21 protein-coding genes, 1 tRNA gene and 2 pseudogenes are annotated in these 19130 nt (G+C 53.7%); 19 read left to right on the forward strand and 5 right to left on the reverse strand.

Annotated features, from left to right (window positions below):
* Positions 1 to 268: 268 nt before the first annotated feature.
* Complete coding sequence (locus BM022_RS10920; RefSeq protein ID WP_091139241.1) at positions 269 to 589, reverse strand: hypothetical protein; 321 nt, start codon at positions 587 to 589, stop codon at positions 269 to 271.
* On the opposite strand from BM022_RS10920, the pseudogene BM022_RS10925 reads away from it, so the two are divergent.
* The 16 genes and pseudogenes from BM022_RS10925 to BM022_RS11000 all read left to right on the forward strand — a co-directional run.
* A pseudogene (locus tag BM022_RS10925) lies at positions 579 to 950 on the forward strand (integrase core domain-containing protein); the annotation flags it as partial. The gene BM022_RS10920 and the pseudogene BM022_RS10925 sit on opposite strands and share 11 nt — an antisense overlap.
* A gap of 210 nt (positions 951 to 1160) precedes the next feature.
* Positions 1161 to 1451 carry a hypothetical protein gene (locus BM022_RS10930; protein WP_091139243.1) on the forward strand — a complete coding sequence of 97 codons (291 nt, stop codon included), beginning with the start codon at positions 1161 to 1163 and terminating at the stop codon, positions 1449 to 1451.
* A gap of 168 nt (positions 1452 to 1619) precedes the next feature.
* A complete protein-coding gene (locus tag BM022_RS10935; protein ID WP_256209129.1) occupies positions 1620 to 2120 on the forward strand; it encodes a response regulator in 501 nt (166 codons plus the stop codon).
* Positions 2121 to 2685: 565 nt separating this feature from the next.
* The gene (locus BM022_RS10940; protein ID WP_091139244.1) at positions 2686 to 2880 is read left to right on the forward strand and encodes a hypothetical protein; all 195 of its coding nucleotides are present in this window, start codon (positions 2686 to 2688) and stop codon (positions 2878 to 2880) included.
* A gap of 249 nt (positions 2881 to 3129) precedes the next feature.
* Positions 3130 to 3438: an FmdB family zinc ribbon protein gene (locus BM022_RS10945; RefSeq protein WP_091139246.1), complete on the forward strand. Its 309-nt coding sequence runs from the start codon at positions 3130 to 3132 to the stop codon at positions 3436 to 3438.
* A 15-nt stretch (positions 3439 to 3453) separates the two neighbouring features.
* The gene (locus BM022_RS10950) at positions 3454 to 4125 is read left to right on the forward strand and encodes a DUF502 domain-containing protein (protein ID WP_091139248.1); all 672 of its coding nucleotides are present in this window, start codon (positions 3454 to 3456) and stop codon (positions 4123 to 4125) included.
* A 29-nt stretch (positions 4126 to 4154) separates the two neighbouring features.
* Entirely contained in the window at positions 4155 to 5924 is a 1770-nt protein-coding gene (gene aspS / locus BM022_RS10955) for an aspartate--tRNA ligase (protein ID WP_091139249.1), read from the forward strand.
* Between the two features lie 80 nt (positions 5925 to 6004).
* On the forward strand, positions 6005 to 6457 hold the full coding sequence (nudB, locus tag BM022_RS10960) for a dihydroneopterin triphosphate diphosphatase (protein WP_091139284.1): 453 nt from the start codon (positions 6005 to 6007) through the stop codon (positions 6455 to 6457).
* A 136-nt stretch (positions 6458 to 6593) separates the two neighbouring features.
* A complete protein-coding gene (nadA, locus tag BM022_RS10965) occupies positions 6594 to 7694 on the forward strand; it encodes a quinolinate synthase NadA (protein WP_091139251.1) in 1101 nt (366 codons plus the stop codon).
* A gap of 104 nt (positions 7695 to 7798) precedes the next feature.
* On the forward strand, positions 7799 to 8551 hold the full coding sequence (locus tag BM022_RS10970; protein WP_091139252.1) for an endonuclease/exonuclease/phosphatase family protein: 753 nt from the start codon (positions 7799 to 7801) through the stop codon (positions 8549 to 8551).
* Complete coding sequence (locus tag BM022_RS10975) at positions 8548 to 9609, forward strand: L-threonylcarbamoyladenylate synthase (RefSeq protein ID WP_091139254.1); 1062 nt, start codon at positions 8548 to 8550, stop codon at positions 9607 to 9609. The genes BM022_RS10970 and BM022_RS10975 overlap by 4 nt, the downstream gene beginning before the upstream one ends.
* A complete protein-coding gene (locus BM022_RS10980) occupies positions 9606 to 10391 on the forward strand; it encodes an HAD family hydrolase (RefSeq protein ID WP_091139255.1) in 786 nt (261 codons plus the stop codon). The genes BM022_RS10975 and BM022_RS10980 overlap by 4 nt, the downstream gene beginning before the upstream one ends.
* A 221-nt stretch (positions 10392 to 10612) precedes the next feature.
* A complete protein-coding gene (locus tag BM022_RS10985; protein WP_091139286.1) occupies positions 10613 to 11050 on the forward strand; it encodes a phosphate-starvation-inducible protein PsiE in 438 nt (145 codons plus the stop codon).
* A 25-nt stretch (positions 11051 to 11075) separates the two neighbouring features.
* Entirely contained in the window at positions 11076 to 11567 is a 492-nt protein-coding gene (purE, locus tag BM022_RS10990; protein WP_091139257.1) for a 5-(carboxyamino)imidazole ribonucleotide mutase, read from the forward strand.
* On the forward strand, positions 11564 to 12760 hold the full coding sequence (locus BM022_RS10995; protein WP_091139258.1) for a 5-(carboxyamino)imidazole ribonucleotide synthase: 1197 nt from the start codon (positions 11564 to 11566) through the stop codon (positions 12758 to 12760). Before purE ends, BM022_RS10995 begins: the two co-directional genes overlap by 4 nt.
* A gap of 5 nt (positions 12761 to 12765) precedes the next feature.
* The gene (locus tag BM022_RS11000) at positions 12766 to 13656 is read left to right on the forward strand and encodes a phosphoribosylaminoimidazolesuccinocarboxamide synthase (RefSeq protein WP_091139259.1); all 891 of its coding nucleotides are present in this window, start codon (positions 12766 to 12768) and stop codon (positions 13654 to 13656) included.
* Between the two features lie 57 nt (positions 13657 to 13713).
* Here the strand turns inward: BM022_RS11000 and BM022_RS11005 are convergent, their stop codons facing one another.
* On the reverse strand, positions 13714 to 14352 hold the full coding sequence (locus tag BM022_RS11005) for a peroxiredoxin (RefSeq protein WP_091139261.1): 639 nt from the start codon (positions 14350 to 14352) through the stop codon (positions 13714 to 13716).
* Positions 14353 to 14489: 137 nt separating this feature from the next.
* Positions 14490 to 15980, reverse strand: coding sequence for a membrane-bound lytic murein transglycosylase MltF (mltF, locus tag BM022_RS11010; protein ID WP_091139262.1), 1491 nt, complete (start codon positions 15978 to 15980; stop codon positions 14490 to 14492).
* A gap of 72 nt (positions 15981 to 16052) precedes the next feature.
* Between mltF and BM022_RS11015 the strand changes: the two genes are divergently transcribed.
* Both BM022_RS11015 and BM022_RS16460 read left to right on the forward strand, forming a co-directional pair.
* A tRNA-Ser gene (locus tag BM022_RS11015) sits at positions 16053 to 16145 on the forward strand.
* A gap of 58 nt (positions 16146 to 16203) precedes the next feature.
* Positions 16204 to 16377 (forward strand): annotated as a pseudogene (locus BM022_RS16460) (DUF6538 domain-containing protein); the annotation flags it as partial.
* Between the two features lie 18 nt (positions 16378 to 16395).
* Here the strand turns inward: BM022_RS16460 and BM022_RS15555 are convergent.
* The gene (locus BM022_RS15555; RefSeq protein WP_177191698.1) at positions 16396 to 16560 is read right to left on the reverse strand and encodes a hypothetical protein; all 165 of its coding nucleotides are present in this window, start codon (positions 16558 to 16560) and stop codon (positions 16396 to 16398) included.
* A gap of 27 nt (positions 16561 to 16587) precedes the next feature.
* On the opposite strand from BM022_RS15555, the gene BM022_RS15230 reads away from it, so the two are divergent.
* Positions 16588 to 16896: a hypothetical protein gene (locus BM022_RS15230; RefSeq protein ID WP_143079571.1), complete on the forward strand. Its 309-nt coding sequence runs from the start codon at positions 16588 to 16590 to the stop codon at positions 16894 to 16896.
* Positions 16897 to 17249: 353 nt separating this feature from the next.
* Here the strand turns inward: BM022_RS15230 and BM022_RS11020 are convergent, their stop codons facing one another.
* Positions 17250 to 18875, reverse strand: coding sequence for a c-type cytochrome (locus tag BM022_RS11020; protein ID WP_218146875.1), 1626 nt, complete (start codon positions 18873 to 18875; stop codon positions 17250 to 17252).
* Positions 18876 to 19130 lie beyond the last annotated feature (255 nt).

Consider the following 19130-nt stretch of genomic DNA (forward strand, 5'->3'; position numbering starts at 1 on the left):
TTGAGCAGCCCCGTTCGTATTATCGTTCTGTCTTTCGGGAGCAGCGGGTTGGGCGCAGGAAGCCAGTAGGCCCAGCGTGGATACAACCGCTACAAATCTCCGTATTTTGGTTTTCATGTAATGACTCCTAATGGGATTGAATGAGCTTCATCCTAACGCAGTCAATACCATCGGAATATTGGGGTAACTCTGGTTTTGTATGTGGGGTAACTCTGGTTTCATACTAGGTCAAACCCTGAGCAACGCATGGATAAAGGTCCGCGAAATCCTAGAAGGCCCTGTTTTTTCGCTGCTCATTATCGTATTGTGGTTCATCCCGATATTGATGGGTTATCTGATCCGGGGCCGCATACTCGACGAACAAAAGAACCCTCTTAACCGCTTCTTGATCGCCGCTATTGCCGCTTGCTGGAACGCGTACTGCATTTCCTGCGTGTAACATTTTTATAGCCGCGGTGATTGCTGCCATGACGACATGACCCATGAGCCGACTGGGTGGAGAATTCATGCCGCCGCTGGATAAGGGAGATTTGCTCTTTATACGAATGGGCGGGGTGTATCTGTAGACTTCATTAAAGTCATTGCGCATGGCAGTTCAGCAGCGCAAGCCTGTACCTGGATTGCTATTACATTCTGATCGAGGCAGTCAATATGCCAGCCTGGAATACCAGAGCTTACTGGATCAGCACGGTATCCGCTGCAGCATGAGCCGCAAGCGCAATTGTTGGGATAATGCCGTAATGGAGCGCTTCTTTCTGAAATTGAAAATGGAGCGCGTCTGGCAACAAGATTATGCCAACCAAGGTGAGGCTCAACGCGATATTGCCGATTACATAGTCCGTTTTTATAACGGAATCCGGCTTCACTCGAAACTGGGCTACCTGTCGCCCGCCGCCTATGAACGGAAAATGGCAGCAATACCACCTATCCCGGTGTCTGAAATGATTTGACCACCACAAATCCGGTAGCCCAAGCTTAAGGTGGGATATGTCCTTCTTGCTTGGTGTGGAGATTGGGCATGGATGACATAAGTACGTTTGGGGCACGCTTACCCATGCGTTGCTCAGGGTTTTACTTAGTATAAAACCAGAGTTTCCCCAATATATGGATAGTATCGGCTGGATTAGGATGAAGCTAATTTCATTCTTTTGAAGATTATCATGAACACAGAAATACTATCGGTACCTGCAAAAGTTCTGGCGTTTTGTGCAACCGTACTTGTATTTTCCGTCTTTACTTCGAGAGCGCCCGTTTGGTTGCAAGAAAATCTGGCACAGCGATATGAGAATGCGGACAAGGAAATGTCGGTAAAGGTAGAGGAACAAAAGAAACGACCTCAGCATTACGATGACGAAAGCCACCTCTATGGCAGAGAAGGACGGGATTTCCAATCGCATACCCGGGCTTTACCTCGGAAATACGAGCGGACGGCAGAGGAAACTACCATCTAGGCTTTTCAACACCGCAGGGCGTTGGGGCTTGGGAAGCGCGATTATGCCGCTCCTGCGAAAACACCGCGCCAGGTAAGCCGATAAAACTAAGGCGAGAATCGGACCAGATTCTGCAACCCATGCAAGAACCAGCAATGCACTGTAAGGGCTAGATGATTTCCCAGAACCATGAATATGCCAGCCTCGAAAGCGAAAGTTATGTTGGTGGACGACCATGCCGTGCTGCGCTATGGCATGGCGATGCTCATCAATCTTGAGCCCGATATGGAGGTTTTTGCCGAGGCTGGTGATCGCGACGAGGCGCTGGCCACACTCAAAGCCGGACATCATCCCGATATCGTTTTGATGGATGTGTCCCTCAAAACTGACTCGGGATTCGGCGTAATAAAGAGCATGCACCGCAGGATTCCCGCATTGCCTGTGCTCGTTGTGTCCTTGCATGACGAAGCGGTGTATGCCGAGCGAGCTTTGCGGGCGGGCGCACGGGGTTATGTGATGAAGCAGGAGTCGGGCAAGATACTGGTAATCGCTATCCGAGAATTATTGAAAGGCCATTACTATCTGAGCAAGCCAATGCAGGCGAGATTGTTGAATCGGGTTGTGACTGAAAATTCGCAAAACGAGCCGTTGATTAGCCTGACCCCCAGCGAGTTGAAGTATTGCATTTAATTAAGGTCGGCCATAGCAGCGCAGATTTAATGCGATATGCCACTCAGTGGGTTCCTGAAGAGCACTAGGATCGCTGACAGCGAGCATCTAAAACTGTCATCGGATTCCTTCCATGGGAAGCATTCATAGCTATATGGTAACTGGGCAGAATTCGAGCTGCATGAGGTGGAGATTTGTGAATTCCCACAGCACGTGCGGCTAAGATTCAACTAAAGCAGCGTTGAAGTTGGACTCGAACCGCTCACCTTGAGATAAGCGGGTATAAACTAAACGTGTTTGCACGATGAGATAGAGCTGGCGCGGCCTTCAGAGTACAAATACGGTTTAAGACTAGCAGTAACTCAACCCTCGGCATTTCATCTTTCGAGGGCTGCTAGTAGATCATTCTCCTACGGCTTTCAACTCGTCGATCGAGAGCAACAATGTTTACAGCGCCTATCGTAACTGCTCAGCCCCTCCGCTGTTCGTTTAGAGGACACGGGGCCTGCAAAGAAGCTCGGTCCATACTATCCTTTTAAAGGCGAGTAAAAGATGAGATGACCGAAACATGAAACGGAGGGATAGTATGAAGTACAAGGTTCTTATTAGCCCGGTGGAGCCGTCAATAGATACTCACCCCAATTTCAGTGGCGTGCTGGCGGATTTTGAAGTTGAAGCCAATTCGGAAGCCGAAGCGGTTGATATTGCGTTTGACCGTTTCTGCCAGGAGAACCCCTTCCGCTCTCATCGCCGTGATGATTTCATCATAAATGTGAGTTAAGCCGGGTTCTTAGCCGGTCTTTACCCGATCCCCGATCAATCTGCACAATTTCCCGTGTCCCGCGAAGGCGCGATGCTGGTCAGTACATTTTCTACCCTTTCTACTTGTAACCACGTTCACGGCCCATATTTTGCGGTTAGCCCTAAGGGGTAAGGAACCTTTGCTGAACGAGTCCTCAGCGGAGAATTTATTCATGGGTTCCTTAAGGTATAATCATTTCTTTTGATTCCGCTTTTGCTGGAGGATGTCATGCCGATATATGAATACCGTTGCGGGTCCTGCGGGTTTGAAAAAGAGTACCTGCAAAAGGTGAACGACGCGCCGATCGCGGCTTGCCCGGCCTGCGGCAGCGACGCTTATGCCAAGCTCATTTCCGCCGCCGGTTTTCAGTTGAAGGGCAGCGGCTGGTACGCTACCGATTTCAAGAATGGCGGAAAGCCTAAATCCAAACCCGATGCCGAAACATGCGCTGCCGCGAAGAGCGACACCCCTGCGGCGAAGAGCGACACCCCTGCCGCCGCAGCACCAGCAGCCTGTCCAGCCTGTGTTGACGACTAATCCCCCGCGATAAACATGAAACGTTATTTCATCACCGGGCTCCTGATCTGGGTACCTCTTGGTATTACTGCCTGGGCGTTGAAATTTCTGATCAGCACCATGGATCAGTCGCTGCTGCTCCTGCCGAACAGCCTGCATCCTGAAACGCTGGTGGGCGTCTACATTCCAGGCATGGGGGCGGTGCTGACCTTGCTGGTAGTATTCCTGACCGGTCTGGCCACGACCAACATTATCGGGCAACGCCTGGTGGTCTTCTGGGAAGGCGTGCTGTGGCGCATCCCGGTGGTGAAGTCCATCTATTATGGCGTCAAACAGGTCAGCGATACCCTATTTTCCAGCCAGGGCGAGGCCTTTCGCAAGGCGCTGCTCGTGCAATATCCACGTCAGGGTTCCTGGACAATCGCGTTCATGACCGGTTCGCCGGGCGGCGATGTGGTCAATCATCTCAAGGGCGAATATGTGAGCGTGTATGTGCCTACCACGCCCAACCCTACTTCGGGGTTTTTCCTGATGATGCCAAGAAGCGACGTAATTGAACTCGACATGAGCGTGGACGCCGCGCTGAAGTACATCATCTCCATGGGCGTCGTGGCGCCAGGGAATGGAAAAAAACATCCTAACCCATCGCAGGCGGTGCTGCTGCATGGCGCCAACACCGCCAGTTCGACCCCGAGCGAAAAAACCTGATTCCCTTACTTTCCGATGATTGACTCGCCATGCGAACTGACTACTGCGGCCTTATTGACACCAAATATCTGAATCGAACGGTTACGCTTTACGGCTGGGTGCATCGCCGCCGCGATCATGGCGGTGTTATTTTTGTTGATTTGCGCGATCGCGAAGGCCTGGTGCAGGTGGTATGCGATCCCGATAATGCGGATACTTTTGGAATCGCAGAAAAAATTCGCAACGAGTTTGTACTCAAAGTTGAAGGCCGCGTCCGCCATCGACCCGAGGGTACCGTGAACCCCAATCTGGTCAGCGGCGAGATCGAGGTGCTGGTTCAATCCATCGAAATTCTCAATACGTCGTTGACCCCACCATTTCTGATGGACGACGAAAACCTGAGCGAAAGCGTGCGGCTGGAGCATCGCTATCTGGATTTGCGACGTCCTCAAATGCAGGCGAACCTCCGGTTGCGGTATAAGGTCGCGATGGCGATCCGCGTGTTCCTCGATCAGCGCGGCTTTCTGGATGTGGAAACACCAGTGCTGACCAAATCGACCCCGGAGGGCGCGCGTGACTATCTGGTGCCGTCGCGGGTTAATACCGGCCATTTTTTCGCCCTTCCGCAGTCGCCGCAGCTATTCAAGCAATTGCTGATGGTCGCGGGTTTCGACCGCTACTACCAGATCACCAAATGTTTTCGGGACGAGGATCTGCGCGCCGACCGGCAGCCCGAATTCACACAGATCGATATAGAGACGTCTTTTCTGAATGAAGCCCAGATCATGGCGCTGATGGAAGAGATGATTTGCGACGTATTCAAAAGCGCCATGAATATCGATCTGCCGAACCCTTTTCCACAATTGCCGTATGCGGAAGCCATGTCGTGCTACGGTTCGGACAAACCCGATTTGCGTGTGCCGCTGGTTCTGACCGAGCTCACCGATGTGATGCGGGAAGTGGAATTCAAGGTCTTCCGCGAGGCGGCGCAAAAGCCGACCGGGCGGGTAGCGGCCCTTCTGCTGCCAGGCGGGGGCGAGTTATCGCGCAAGGAGATAGACGACTATACCAGTTTCGTGGCGATATACGGGGCGAAAGGGCTTGCGTATATCAAGGTCAACGCGCTTGAGAAAGGCGCGGAGGGCTTGCAATCGCCGATACTGAAATTTCTGCCAGAAAATGTCATAAATATAATTCTGGAGCGGACCGGCGCGCAAAACGGGGATCTCATATTCTTCGGCGCGGACAAGGCTCACGTCGTGAATGAAGCGCTGGGTGCGCTCCGCGCAAAGGCTGGCCACGACCGCGGCCTCGCAGAACCTGGCTGGAAGCCTTTATGGGTGATTGATTTTCCCATGTTCGAACGTGATGAAGAAGAAAATCGCTGGAAAGCGTTGCATCACCCGTTTACCGCACCTGCGGATGGGCACGAGGATCTGCTGGAGAGCGATCCGGAGAAGGCCTTATCCAAGGCTTACGATATGGTGCTGAACGGGTCGGAAATCGGAGGCGGTTCTGTACGTATCCATCGTCAGGAAGTTCAGTCGAAGGTGTTTCAGGCTTTGAATATCGGTGCGGATGAGGCACAAGAAAAGTTTGGCTTTTTGTTGGAAGCCCTGCAATATGGCGCGCCGCCTCATGGCGGCATTGCTTTCGGGCTCGATCGTGTCGTGGCCATGATGGCGGGCACCGAATCCATCCGCGATGTTATCGCCTTCCCCAAGACTCAACGGGCCCAGTGTCTCCTAACCCATGCGCCCAGTACGGTTGGTGAGAAGCAGTTGCGTGAATTGCACATCAAGCTGCGCCACATGCAGTAGATTAAGGCGTGGACGGAGCAGCGTGCCTGAAGGCCGAAGGACTTCGTAATACGATCTTTCGCGGTATCTCAGCGGTGAAAATGTACAAGATCCCGGTTTCCGTCCTGGTAATCATCCATACCCTTGATATGCGTATTCTGTTGCTCGAGCGGGCCGATCATCCCGGTTATTGGCAATCTGTAACCGGCAGCCAGAGTCCGGACGAATCGCTCCGGCAAACGGCAGTGCGCGAAGTGGCTGAAGAAACTGGCCTGGATGCCGGCCGTTATGAGCTCGCTGAGTGGGGAATCCAGAACGAATACGAGATTTACGAGGAATGGCGATGGCGCTATGCCCCGGAAGTGACCCTCAATACCGAGCACGTTTTTGGTCTGCGGGTGCCTGAAGCCGTTCCCGTCACTGTGTCCCCTAGAGAGCATCTCGGTTTTGTCTGGCTGCCTTGGCAGGAGGCGGCGGAAAAGGTTTTTTCCCCCAGCAACGCGGAGGCAATACGAACGCTGGCTGCAGTTGAGGGCGGCGACAGACCATCCTGACAACCGCGGCGCATGCCAGGTCAGGCAGCTTGGTGCACTCGGCTTACTGGGGTTCCGCTAAACGCGCGAACTGATATTCAGCATTTTTGTCTCATACTGTATTTTACTGTGTTAATAGACGAAAACAGGAGTAGCCATGCCAGCGGAAGCCATAGCGTTTGAACGTTTCGACAACCTGAACGATGATGACTGCGAGCAGCGCATCGAGGCGGCCAAGTCAGCGCTCGGCAGGCGCGCGGTGATACTCGCTCACCATTATCAGCGCGCGGATGTTTACAAGCACGCCGATTTGACCGGGGATTCCCTAAAGCTCTCGCGTCTGGCGGCCGAAACGGATGCCGATTACCTGGTATTTTGCGGCGTGCATTTCATGGCCGAGGTGGCCGACATCCTGTCAAAGCCAGAACAGATCGCGATATTGCCGGATCTTTCCGCCGGCTGCTCGATGGCTGATATGGCGAGTCTTGCCAAGGTGGAACGGGCTTGGAGGGAGTTAGCTGACGTGCTCGAGCCCGACGAGATGGTCACGCCCGTCACGTACATTAATTCGGCCGCCGACCTGAAAGCCTTCTGTGGCGAACACGGCGGTATCGTTTGCACCTCGAGCAATGCCGTAAAGATATTGCAATGGTCGTTTTCGCGTCGGGAAAAGGTGTTGTTTTTCCCCGATCAGCATCTGGGGCGCTGGAGTGGTCACAAACTGGGCATTCCACAGGATGAGATGCTGGTGTGGGATTTCGATGAACCCATGGGGGGACTTACACCCGAGCAGATCAAGAAAGCCAGGATTCTTTTGTGGAAGGGCCATTGCTCTGTGCACCAGATGTTTCAACCGCAGCACATACTGCGCTTTCGCAACCAATATCCGGATGGAAAAGTTATCTCCCATCCAGAATGCAGTTTTGAGGTGTGCAAAAATTCCGACTATGTGGGCTCGACGGAGTACATCATCAAGACCATTCGTGATGCAGAGCAAGGAACGCGCTGGCTGGTGGGCACCGAGTTGAATTTGGTCAGCCGCATCGCCGAGGAGCTCAAGCCTGAAGGGAAGATTGTGCAATTCATGGCATCCACAATATGCATGTGCTCGACCATGGCCCGCATCGATCCCCAACACCTGGCATGGGCGCTTGAGAACCTGGTGGCGGGCAAGGTAGTGAATCAGATCAGAGTTCCGGCAGCCGAGGCGGAGCTGGCAAAGCTGGCCTTGGAGCGGATGCTTGAGGTGTCACTGTGAAGAGACCGTGGAGCATTTTCCCTCTGGTAGTAGGGCGCAGATGTAGGGGCGGGGTACCGATCAATTTCTGCTCCGGGTTTGTCGGTTAAGCCGATTCCTTATCCATGGTCAATAAGCTGCATATCGCCACCTATAATATTCACAAGGGCTTTTCCCATTTCAATCGTCGGGTGATGGTTCATCAACTGCGCGATAGCTTGCGCACGCTTAATGCCGACATTATATTTCTGCAGGAAGTGCTGGGTGAGCACAAGGGGCATTCAGAGCGGTTCCACAACTGGCCCTGCGACCCTCAATATGAGTTCCTGGCCGATTCGGTATGGCCGGAATTCGCGTATGGAAAAAATTCGGTCTACGATGAGGGGCACCATGGTAATGCGGTTCTCAGCCGTTATCCCATCGTTCGCTGGGACAATCGCGATGTTTCCGCGCATCGCTTCGAAAGCCGTGGCATGCTGCATTGCGAAATTGGTATTCCCGAATGGACCGAGAACCTGCATTGCATATGCGTCCACCTCGGATTATTCAGGCGCGGGCAATCGCAGCAATTGCAGATACTGGAACAGCATATCGAACGCCTGGTGCCGCCACACGCGCCCCTGGTTATCGCGGGAGACTTCAACGATTGGCGCGAACTTGCAAGCCGTATACTGGTTGAGCGGCTTGAATTGTCGGAAGCCTTCGAACTCACAGAGGGGAGAGTGGCGCGAAGTTTTCCATCCGCGTTACCGTTGTTCAGGCTTGATCGCATCTATGTGCGCGGCTTCCACGTGGAAGAAGCACAGGTGCATCAGGGCCGGCCCTGGTCGAAGATTTCAGATCACGCCGTGCTTACAGCAAGGATGGTTCGCCGATGATCGTTGCCGAAGCATGTAGCGGGCAGGATCAAATCATTGCCGCTGCAACTCTGCTGAGAAAGGGGGGCGTGGTCGCATTCCCGACGGAAACGGTCTATGGTCTGGGCGCTGAGATTTCGCAACCTTCAGCGGTGCGGCGCGTATTCGACATCAAAAAACGGCCTGCGGATCTTCCGCTTATTGTCCATATGGCTGATGTATCCGGCCTTGAGCATTGGGCGCGAGAGGCGCCGGACCAGGCTTGGCGGCTGGCTGAACGCTTCTGGCCCGGACCGCTGACATTGATATTGCGGCGTAGCGGCCGTGTGCCGGAAAATGTGACCGGGGGCCAGGATACGGTTGGGTTGAGAGTGCCGGATCATCCAGTTGCACGTGCTTTGCTAACGGAACTGGGGCCCGAGCGTGCGGTTGCTGCACCGTCCGCAAACCGGTTTGGTCGTATTAGCCCCACAACGGCTGCTCATGTAAAGGAGGAGCTTGGGGAAGCCGTTGATATGATTCTCGATGGCGGCCCGTGCAGGGTTGGACTGGAAAGCACGATAGTCGGATTTAACGGGAAAACCTCTGTTATTCTGCGGCCGGGTGGCATCCCAATGGAAGAGTTGGCGGAAATCCTGGGGGAAAATCTCGCCGGGGCGTCTTCTATCATGCGGCCAGTACGCGTATCGGGCTCGCTGGCATCGCATTACGCACCTGCCACGCCCTTGGAATTGTTTTGCGCCGAGTTGCTATGGCAGCGGGCGCGTGAACTGGAAGCGGTCGGAGCGCGGGTGGGCGTGGTGACATGGTCCTCGCAGGACTTGAGTCAGCGCCGGGGCCGGGAAAATAAAAACCAGGAAAATAAAAACCTGATTCATTTTTCCATGCCCGCCGAGCCGGTCAGCTACGGGCGCCTGCTGTATGCGAGCTTGCGGCAGTGGGATCATGAAGGCTTCGACCACCTGCTGGTGGAGCTCCCCCCCGACGACTCGGCCTGGGCGGCGATTGCAGACCGCCTGCGGCGTGCCAGCAGCAATGCTCAAGTTTATGGAAATATCGAAAATGAGACCACAACATGAAAGCTGAAGATAGCGCGGTCCGCGCGGTATTGTTCGACGTTGACGGCACACTTGCCGATACCGAGCGGGATGGGCATCGTCCCGCTTTTAATGCTGCGTTTGCGGAACTCGGTCTCGATTGGGAGTGGGATGTAGAACTTTATGGCGAGTTGCTCGCGATTACGGGCGGCAAAGAACGCATCCGCCATTTCATTGAAAATCACGTCCCCGCGGAATTGGCAAGGAGCGGGCTCGACGATTGGATTGCGCGGCTCCACAAGGTTAAAACACGGCATTACGTAGAAGCGCTGGAACGCGGCGGAATCCCATTGCGCCCAGGAGTCGCGCGCCTGATACGGCAATTGCGCGAGGCGAACATAAAAATAGCGATTGCGACCACTACGACGCCGGAAAATGTCACAGGGCTGTTGAAGTCCACCTTAGGGGAAGACTCTCCCGGCTGGTTCGATGTTATCGGGGCGGGCGATATTGTTCCTGGAAAGAAGCCGGAACCGGATATTTATCATTGGGTACTTGACCAGCTGGGATTGGCGCCTGAACAATGTATTGCGATAGAAGATTCGGAAAACGGGTTGCGTTCGGCGCTCGCTGCCGGACTCGACACCGTGGTCACCGTGAGCGATTACACCCGTTTGCAGGATTTTACCGGAGCGCGCGCGGTTTTATCGGATCTGGGTGAGCCAGCGCAACCATTTACGGTGCTGAAGGGGAATCTGAAGGATCGCGCCTGGGTGGACGTCGAATTTCTTTGCGAAATGAAGATTGAACAGCAGTCGCGCTGAGTTCGCGCCTGATTCCGGGTTCCCGGGTTCCTTCACCGCCTTTTTTTTCCTGACGCGTTGCCAGACACTTGATCATAGCCCGCCAGAGATTTTAATCGTCATAAGGAAGAGGTAGTATTAGCGTCGTGCGTCTGGATTAGGGCTCGTGCGCGGTCGTAATGTTTAACGGCCTGCGCCGACCACAATTTCTGAATACTCCTCATAACCTCATAAGCAAACTGATGCTGCATCCCCGCGCCGCCAATTATTCACGTCGAGCCTTATATTACTTTGAAAGTGCCGGGCTCATTGTTATCGCGGTAGCAACAATATATGCGGGCTATCAGGAAACGCTGCTGATGGTTAGTAATGCGCGAGTTACCCTGGCGGATTTGCTGCTGATGTTCCTCTACCTGGAGATTCTGACGATGGTGGGGCTGTATTTCGAGTCCGGAAAGCTGCCGGTACGGTTCCCGCTTTATATCGCGATGGTGGCAATGGCGCGCTATGTTATCGTGGATATCAAGGAAATGGACAATATCCGGTTATTGGGTGTTTCTGGCTCGATCGTGCTTATAGCCCTGGCTGTGCTCGTCATACGCTATGGACATGTGCGTTACCCCTATCTGGAAGACCTGGAGGATCTGGAGGCCTCCAAGGACGTCAAACACCGCGACTGAAACAACTGAGACGAAAAGAGAAAAGATGAGTAATCCGCTGGTAGGCGTCGTGATGGGCAGCAGTAGCGACTGGGAGGTGATGAAGCACGCAGTCGGCATTCTGAGGGATTTCGATGTGACCTACGAGGCCGAGGTGGTTTCCGCCCACCGGACCCCCGATCGCATGTTCGAATACGCGGAAACCGCAGTCAAGCGGGGGCTTAAATGCATTATCGCGGGGGCGGGCGGTGCAGCGCATCTGCCGGGCATGATTGCCGCAAAAACCACGCTGCCTGTATTGGGCGTGCCAGTAACCTCCAGGCAGCTCCAGGGTCTCGACTCCCTCCTTTCCATTGTGCAAATGCCGAAAGGTATTCCCGTCGCGACTTTTGCCATCGGAGAGGCGGGCGCGGCAAACGCGGCTCTGTTCGCCGTCGCGTTGCTGGCGGTGGAAGATACAAGGCTTTCTGCGCTTCTTGCCGGGTTTCGTGAAACTCAAAAGGCAATCGTTGCGGAAATGACGCTGCCCCCCCTATGAGCATCAGACCCGGAGCAATGCTGGGGCTCCTCGGCGGGGGACAGCTCGGCCGTATGTTCACCATGGCGGCGCAAAGCATGGGCTACCGCGTCACCGTACTGGACCCGGCCCATAACGGCCCCGCGAGCAGCGTAGCTGAGCGGCATTTGCGGGCGGATTACCTCGACCGTCATGCTTTACGCGAACTGGGATCCAGTTGCGCCGCGGTCACCACTGAATTCGAGAACGTACCTGCCGAATCTCTAAAGATATTAGCTCAGCACTGTGTGGTGAGCCCCGGCGCCAACAGCGTTGCGATTGCTCAGAATCGTATTCTGGAAAAAAACTTTCTGGTTACGAATGGCTTCGCGGTCGCGCCGTATGCGGTCATAGAGGATTTGAAAGGTACCGCGGCTTCGCCCGTCTCTGTTGGGAGGTCGGGGCACGCGAATCCCGAACGGTTGGAGGATTTGTTTCCGGGCCTTCTGAAAGTGAGCCGTCTGGGATATGACGGCAAAGGTCAGATAAGGGTAAACAGCGTATCCGAGCTCGATGCCGCGTTTGTCTCCCTGGACAGGGAACCATGCGTGCTGGAGCGCCTATTGCCGTTGGAATGCGAAGTGTCCGTTATCGTGGCACGTGGATTCGACAGTATCGCCGTCACATTTCCGGTCTCGGAGAATCGCCATCATAACGGGATACTCGATGTGAGCATTGTTCCTGCCCGGTTGTCGCCTGTACTTATTCGGCAGGCGCGCGACACGGCAATCAGCATTGCGAGGAAGCTCGATTATCATGGCGTGGTGTGCGTCGAGTTTTTTGTGCTCTCGGGTGATCACCTTGTGGTGAACGAAATTGCCCCACGCCCGCATAACAGCGGTCACTACACCATCGATGGATGCGTCACTTCCCAGTTTGAACAGCAGGTGCGGGTACTTGCCGGTCTGCCGCTCGGCAGCACCGCCCCGCATGGGGCGGCGGTGATGGTAAACCTGTTGGGTGATCTATGGCGGGGAGGTGAGCCGGAGTGGGAACAGGTGCTAAGGTATCCCAATGTCAAACTGCACCTGTACGGGAAGTTTGAAGCACGGCCCGGCCGAAAGATGGGGCACTACACTGTTCTGGCCGAAACCGCTGAAGCTGCGCTACAGCTTGCGTTGGAAATCAAGCAATCGCTCGATGAACACCCTCGGATGAGCATGGGTAAAAGATAAAAATCATGAATGACCAGACCGGCTTGTTTGAAACAAACATACAGAGCCTGCCGCTCTTGCACCGAGGCAAGGTGCGGGACATTTATGCGGTGGACGAGAACAAGCTCCTGATCATCCAGACGGATCGACTTTCCGCATTCGACGTGGTCCTGCCGACACCGGTGCCCGGGAAGGGCAGGCTGCTAACCGCTGTATCCGGTTTCTGGTTTGCAAAACTTGCGCATATCATTCCCCACCATCTCACCGGTATCCCGCCAGAATCCATAGTGGCGAACGGCGAGCGGGGGCAGGTGGCAGAACGCGCGTTTGTGGCCATGCGGCTGAAGCCTTTGCCAATAGAAGCAATCGTTCGCGGCTATGTCGCGGGTTCTGGTTGGAAGGATTACACGGCGACCGGCATGGTCTGCGGGATTCCCCTTCCATCCGGGTTGCAGGAAGCCGCGAAAATACCCGGCGGCGCGATTTTCACCCCATCAACCAAGGCTGGGCACGGCGCGCACGATGAAAATATTCCCTTCGCGCAGGCCGAGAAATTGCTGGGCAGGGAACTCGCTGTGCAGGTGCGTGAAAAAGCAATTGCCCTCTATACGGAGGCGGCAGATTACGCGCTGACAAAGGGTATTATCATCGCGGATACCAAGTTCGAATTCGGTCAGGACGAAGCGGGAAGGCTTTATCTCATAGATGAGGCGCTTACCCCCGACTCATCGCGCTTTTGGCCTGCCGACCAGTATAGGCCGGGGAGCAATCCACCGAGCTATGATAAGCAGTTCGTGCGCGACTGGCTGGAAACACGGGACTGGAACAAAAAAGCGCCCGCCCCGGCATTGCCGCCCGATGTGCTCGCAAAGACCGCGGAAAAATACGAGGAAGCGCTGCGCCGCCTCCTATCGTAGGGCATAAAAAAAGCGCCCAAACCGGGCGCTTGGCGGGTCCAGGTTACGTACCCTGTTTTATTTATTCGGCTGCGGCGTGATGCGCAGATAGGGGCGGGGCGCCTTGTAACCCTTCGGGAATTTTTGCTTGATCACTGCTTCGTCCTGGATGGTGAGGGGGATTATGACGTCATCGCCATCTTTCCAGTTGGCCGGGGTTGCGACCGTGCAGTTGTCGGTCAATTGTAGCGCATCGATGACCCGCAGAACCTCGTCGAAATTGCGACCGGTACTCATGGGATAGGTGATGATGAGGCGGACTTTCTTTTTCGGGTCGATGATGAAGAGCGAACGCACTGTCATCGTTTCCGACTGGTTAGGATGAATCATGTCGTAGAGGGCGGCGACTTTTTTATCCACATCCGCAATAATCGGAAAAGCCACGCTGCACCCTTGCGTTTCCTCGATATCCTTAATCCATCCCGCATGCTTTTCCACCGGATCAACCGATAATCCGATCGCTTTAACATTACGTTTATCGAATTCGGATTTGAGCTTGGCAGTCATCCCCAGTTCAGTGGTGCAGACAGGCGTGTAGTCGGCGGGATGCGAAAACAACACCGCCCATGAGTCGCCGATCCATTCATGAAATTTAATCTTGCCGATTGAAGAATCCTGCTCGAAATCAGGTGCAGTATCGCCTAAGCGTAAAGTCATCGCATCCTCCCGAATTAATCAGTGTAATGGGTGAAAAGTGGTGGGGGTTAAGGTTTAACCACCTCAATATAGCCCTACTGCGGCAATGACTCAACTATTATTACGTGCATTCAGAACAAGGGACGCGAGTGCCGAGTTCACTGTGCCGGCTGAGGCGCCGTTTCAGGGGATATGAAATCCAGTATTGTTGCAATCGGGCTCTCTGTCTTGCTTGGACCCCGCTCATCATCAGCCAGCAAACCCCATGTATGCGGGCGTTCGTATTTCTGCAGGATCTCATAGTAGGTGCGCACGGATTCCGTCAAAATCACCGCTTCGCCGCCGCGGGCGAACCCATGCTTCAGCGTGGGGAAATGCTTGCTGCGGCTCAATAATGGCAGGGTTTTTTTGAGATCCAGCCAAGAGTCAGGGTTCAAGTTAAGGCGCTGTGCGAGAATACGCGCGTCCTCCAGATGGCCGGAGCCCTGATTATAGGCCGCGAGCGCCATCCACGTGCGGTCTGGCTCGGTGATGCGCGGCGGCAGTCGATCTTTCAGCATCCGAAGGTAACGCGCGCCGGCGAGTATATTTTGCCGTACATCCAGGCGGTCGGTAACGTTCATCCGGTCGGCGGTTGTTTCCGTCAACATCATGATGCCGCGCACATTAGCGGGAGAGACCGCCATCGGGTTCCAGTGCGATTCCTGATAGGCTAGTGCAGCAATCAGACGCCAGTCGATTCCGGTTAATTCCTCGGCATCGTGAAAATAGCTGCGTAAATCGGGCAGCGCAGTACGGCGTTTCTTCAAAATGCCGCTCACGTCGGTTTGTTCCAGACGCTGAACATGGCCATAGTATCGGTCGAGCAGGCGCATCAAAGTGCCGTCGCGCTCGATCCGATCAAAAAACTCGCGCGCCTTGTCCAGTAGAGCAGGGTCTGCATAGGACGAAAAGGCCCATGCCCTGCCGGTGGATTCGCCAAGATCAAATGCTACTTCCAGGTTGGGATAAAAATTCTTGGCCAAGTTGATCTGAGTGGAATCCGCCACCACGTAGTCTATTTTTCCCTCGGCCAGTTTGGCCAGCAGATCTTCGGGAGCAACGTCCGCTTCGTTCCATTTAAGCCGGGGTACCTGGAGTTTGATTCTATTCAACGCTTCCGCATGGCTCGTCCCGCTTGCGATCTCTATCGTTCTATCCGCTAAATGCTGAATACTTTTTGGCCGCCGGAAGTCCGTGTTGTAGACCAACTGGGGCTGTATCGTTTGATAGGCTGGCCCAAAGCGTACGCGCAGCGAGTCCTTCGCACTGATGCTCAAACCGGCAGCAAAGTGGGCCCGTTGCTTTTCCAGAGCCAAAATAGTTTGGTCCAGCTTGGGTACCAACTTAAACCTTGCCTTCACCCCCAGTTCGCGTGCAAATTCTGACGCGAGGTCGAATTCGAGCCCGGCATAATTGCCTTCGGCATTTTCATAATAGGTGTCGGGGCTGTTAACGGTGAGAACTATAAGCTCATCAGTCTGGCCCAACGGCAACACCGGTTTTTCGAACGAATCGCAGGCGGTGAGCAAGAGGCCGCAGCCGATAACGGTAGTAAGCAGCCGGAGAAACATACGCATGGGAGAGAGACAAGCATAATCGGAAAACATTCTGACAGCTGTCTCGTACGAGCGCGAGAAAAAGCGAGGATAAACTGGTAAAATTGCGGTCAAAGACGCAACGGAGAGGTACCGAAGTGGCCATAACGGCGCTGACTCGAAATCAGATGGTCAGGGTAACCTGGCACGTGGGTTCGAATCCCACCCTCTCCGCCAGCAGTTCGAAGCTGGTGAAATAATAATAACAGATTGATTATCCGTAGGTTTTTATGACTTGCTACATAAGAGTGCTACAAAGTGCTCGCCCTACGGATCATGTCAATACCTATCTCCCTATCTTGAGGGGCGAGGGGATACATTCTCCTTTCGCATCGCAATTCCCTCTGAGCTTCGGCATCTCCTCGGCAAGCGGGAATTTATCAAATCTCTTCGAATAACAGATAAGCGGGTTGCTGTCGTAAAGGCGTTAATGCTTGCGGCGACCGCAAAGCAATCGGTAGATGACGCTCAGTTGCGGCAACGAAGCGACGATTACTCGGAACGTCAGCAAGACCGTCAACGCAACGAGGAACGCGACAAACGCGTCGAGCGTATAGAACGGGACTATGATTATCGTGATCGTTCCGAACATTATTAATCAATGAGGGGGCTTTTCAAAATGAAAAGAATTGCGCTTTTAGCAATAGCTTTATCCGTTTTAAGTGGCTGTGCTGCTAGGACTGGTCCTATTAGGGAGACTTTGGTGACATCGGAAAGTGGCGTTAAAACTTATCTTTTAACAAAGGAAGTTGCTTCTCTCTTGGGAGAAGCACACACGGTGAAGGGATTGAATGAGCGGTCTAAGGAATTATGTCCTAATGGTTACACTGTAATGAATCAGGAAACCCACGATGAAAAAAATTGGGCAGGAAATCCTGTTGGCAGGGAAGAAGTTACGAGAAAAATCATGTGCCACAGTCCTGAATAGGCAAGCTAGCCACCTCTACTCTTATACTTTGCCTAATGCCATCACATGATACATTTCTCACGTTTAAATATTTCAATGCTTATACTTCCCTCCCTTCATCGGAACTGAACGCTAACCTAAGCTATAGCTGTAACTTAACAGTAATAGCCCTTGAAACGCGTCTATAGCCCTAAGCTAATGGCACCCTCTAAAACGAGTGCCGTTAGCCTGGACGCCTACTCAAAAAAAGGTCATGTCCTGCAGTGGTAGAAAGGTCTTTATTGGTATACCCACCGTGGCTACCTGAATCTGAAGGGCAGGAGTAGCCTCCGGCACCCCATTTACACTTAGGTATGCAAAGCAATACCACAGTATCAACGCGTCTTCAGGAATTCCTTCAGCGCATATTTTTCTTCCTCGGAAAGCTCCGCCCCGAAGTAGTGTCCCTGGTTTTCAATCAAATCCGGGCAGAGATTGACACCGCTGTTGGGGTCGATATTGGCAAACTCGGCAACAGGGGTCCCCGCCGGAAGTGTAAGGACACCGGATGGCGTTGGTAATTGTACAGGTTGGCTGGTACGCTGAATCGAGGTTGATTCGTCTCGTTTTTCAGGATTCAGCAGTAGATCCATCGCGTTCTCATAGGCTGCAATTCGTCCGGCGACTGATGGGTCGCCTACAGCGCGGCCCAGCCTGTTATTGTGGAAGAACGGGGCGGTAGCCCATATGCCGACGAGAGGCATGTTGCGGTAGAAACCGGGGCCTTCGCCAGGTCGCCCCTTGTATTGGTCTGAGGAAAATGCCGCCCAGATGTGTCCGGCCATCCAGTTAGTAGTGCGTGCACGACAACTGTTCGTGCCTATATCCAAGAAAGGGAGAATCAAATCGTCGGAGAGAACGTCGTGCCTTCGCGAGCGGTCTCCGTCTGAATGGCATGACGCGCAAGCGTGAGAGAAGATCTCCCTGCCCTTTGAAACGGCCTTCCGGTCAACAAAGTGAGCGCCGTTCGGAGCATTCACCAGTCGGGGGGGACGGGGGGTCTGGAGGAAAGCGCAGAGTTTCCCCACGGATTCCTCTGCCTGCTGGAACTCGGGACAAGTATTCCTGCATTCTGCTAGATCAATGGGTGTTTGGCTCCCATTGGGGCCGTTGGCAAGGTGTTCCACCATGCACTCCCTGGCGCACATGCCGATGTTAAAATAGACACGGAGTGCGGCCAGTTCGCAGCCTGCATCATCCTCGCCCCCCTGCCCGTTACGGTGGACACGAGCAGCCTCGCCATTGACGGTCACATTGAAGAATGGACGATCTGGAACTGCCCAGATTGGTGTAATCATCCCCGGATTGTTGATGTGATCGTTTTCCAGTACCGTGGTGTCTACCGTGCCTTGAGCCCAACTGGAAAAAACCTGGTAGCGAGGGTCGTGCGGTGAGAGGTGTCTCCTGAAAATCTTTCCAATCTGCAAATACTGATTTCCTACAGTGGGGTGGATGTTTCTATCCTGCGGATCATTCGGGTTTGAAGGGGGATGAATAGGATCAAACCCAGCGTGACAGGCGGCACAGGTAACCCCAATGAGTGGAGGCCCTCCTGAAGGGTTAGGGAATTTGCGGATTCCAATGACACCCGCTGATTGGGGGTCGGCACACCGGTCGAAGAACCCGGTCGTGGCATCACCCGGAGTACAGTCCGGATCATTAATAACACCAAACTCGTCGAAACGGGATTTGCGCGGCGAGGTTAGCATTTGATCTAAACCGAGCGGGAGATTGAAGGGAGGACCAGGCAAAATAAGGCTGAAAAAACGCTCCCCACCAAAGGTGCTCTTGAACCAGATGTTGCGTCCTTCCTCCACACCTTGCCCACGCCCTTCCTTTACATCCTGCTCTTGCTCTTCGTCCATATCTTGGTTGTTTTCTGCGGAACCTGCCCCCGCCGAAATAAGTAGGACAGCAATATATAGCACGGCGAAATACATGCCTGTCTTTACTCGAGCCATAATAACCTCCTCTCGACGCCCCGCCTTGAAAACCAGACAAACAGTGAGCAGATTTATACTTGCCTCGCTATTCGATGGTTCCGTCAGTAGCCGGTTTTTTTACCGATACACCTCCGAACCTACCAACTGATCAATCAAAAATATCTGCCACAACAATAAATGTCAACGCCGGTTTAAAACTGACCCACTTTTTAGTTATTTGGCCGGAATAAAACTGACCCACCCGGACATTTAATTTTACTAAGCCTTGACCTT

The organism is Nitrosospira sp. Nsp14 (assembly GCF_900113575.1).
Classification (GTDB): domain Bacteria; phylum Pseudomonadota; class Gammaproteobacteria; order Burkholderiales; family Nitrosomonadaceae; genus Nitrosospira.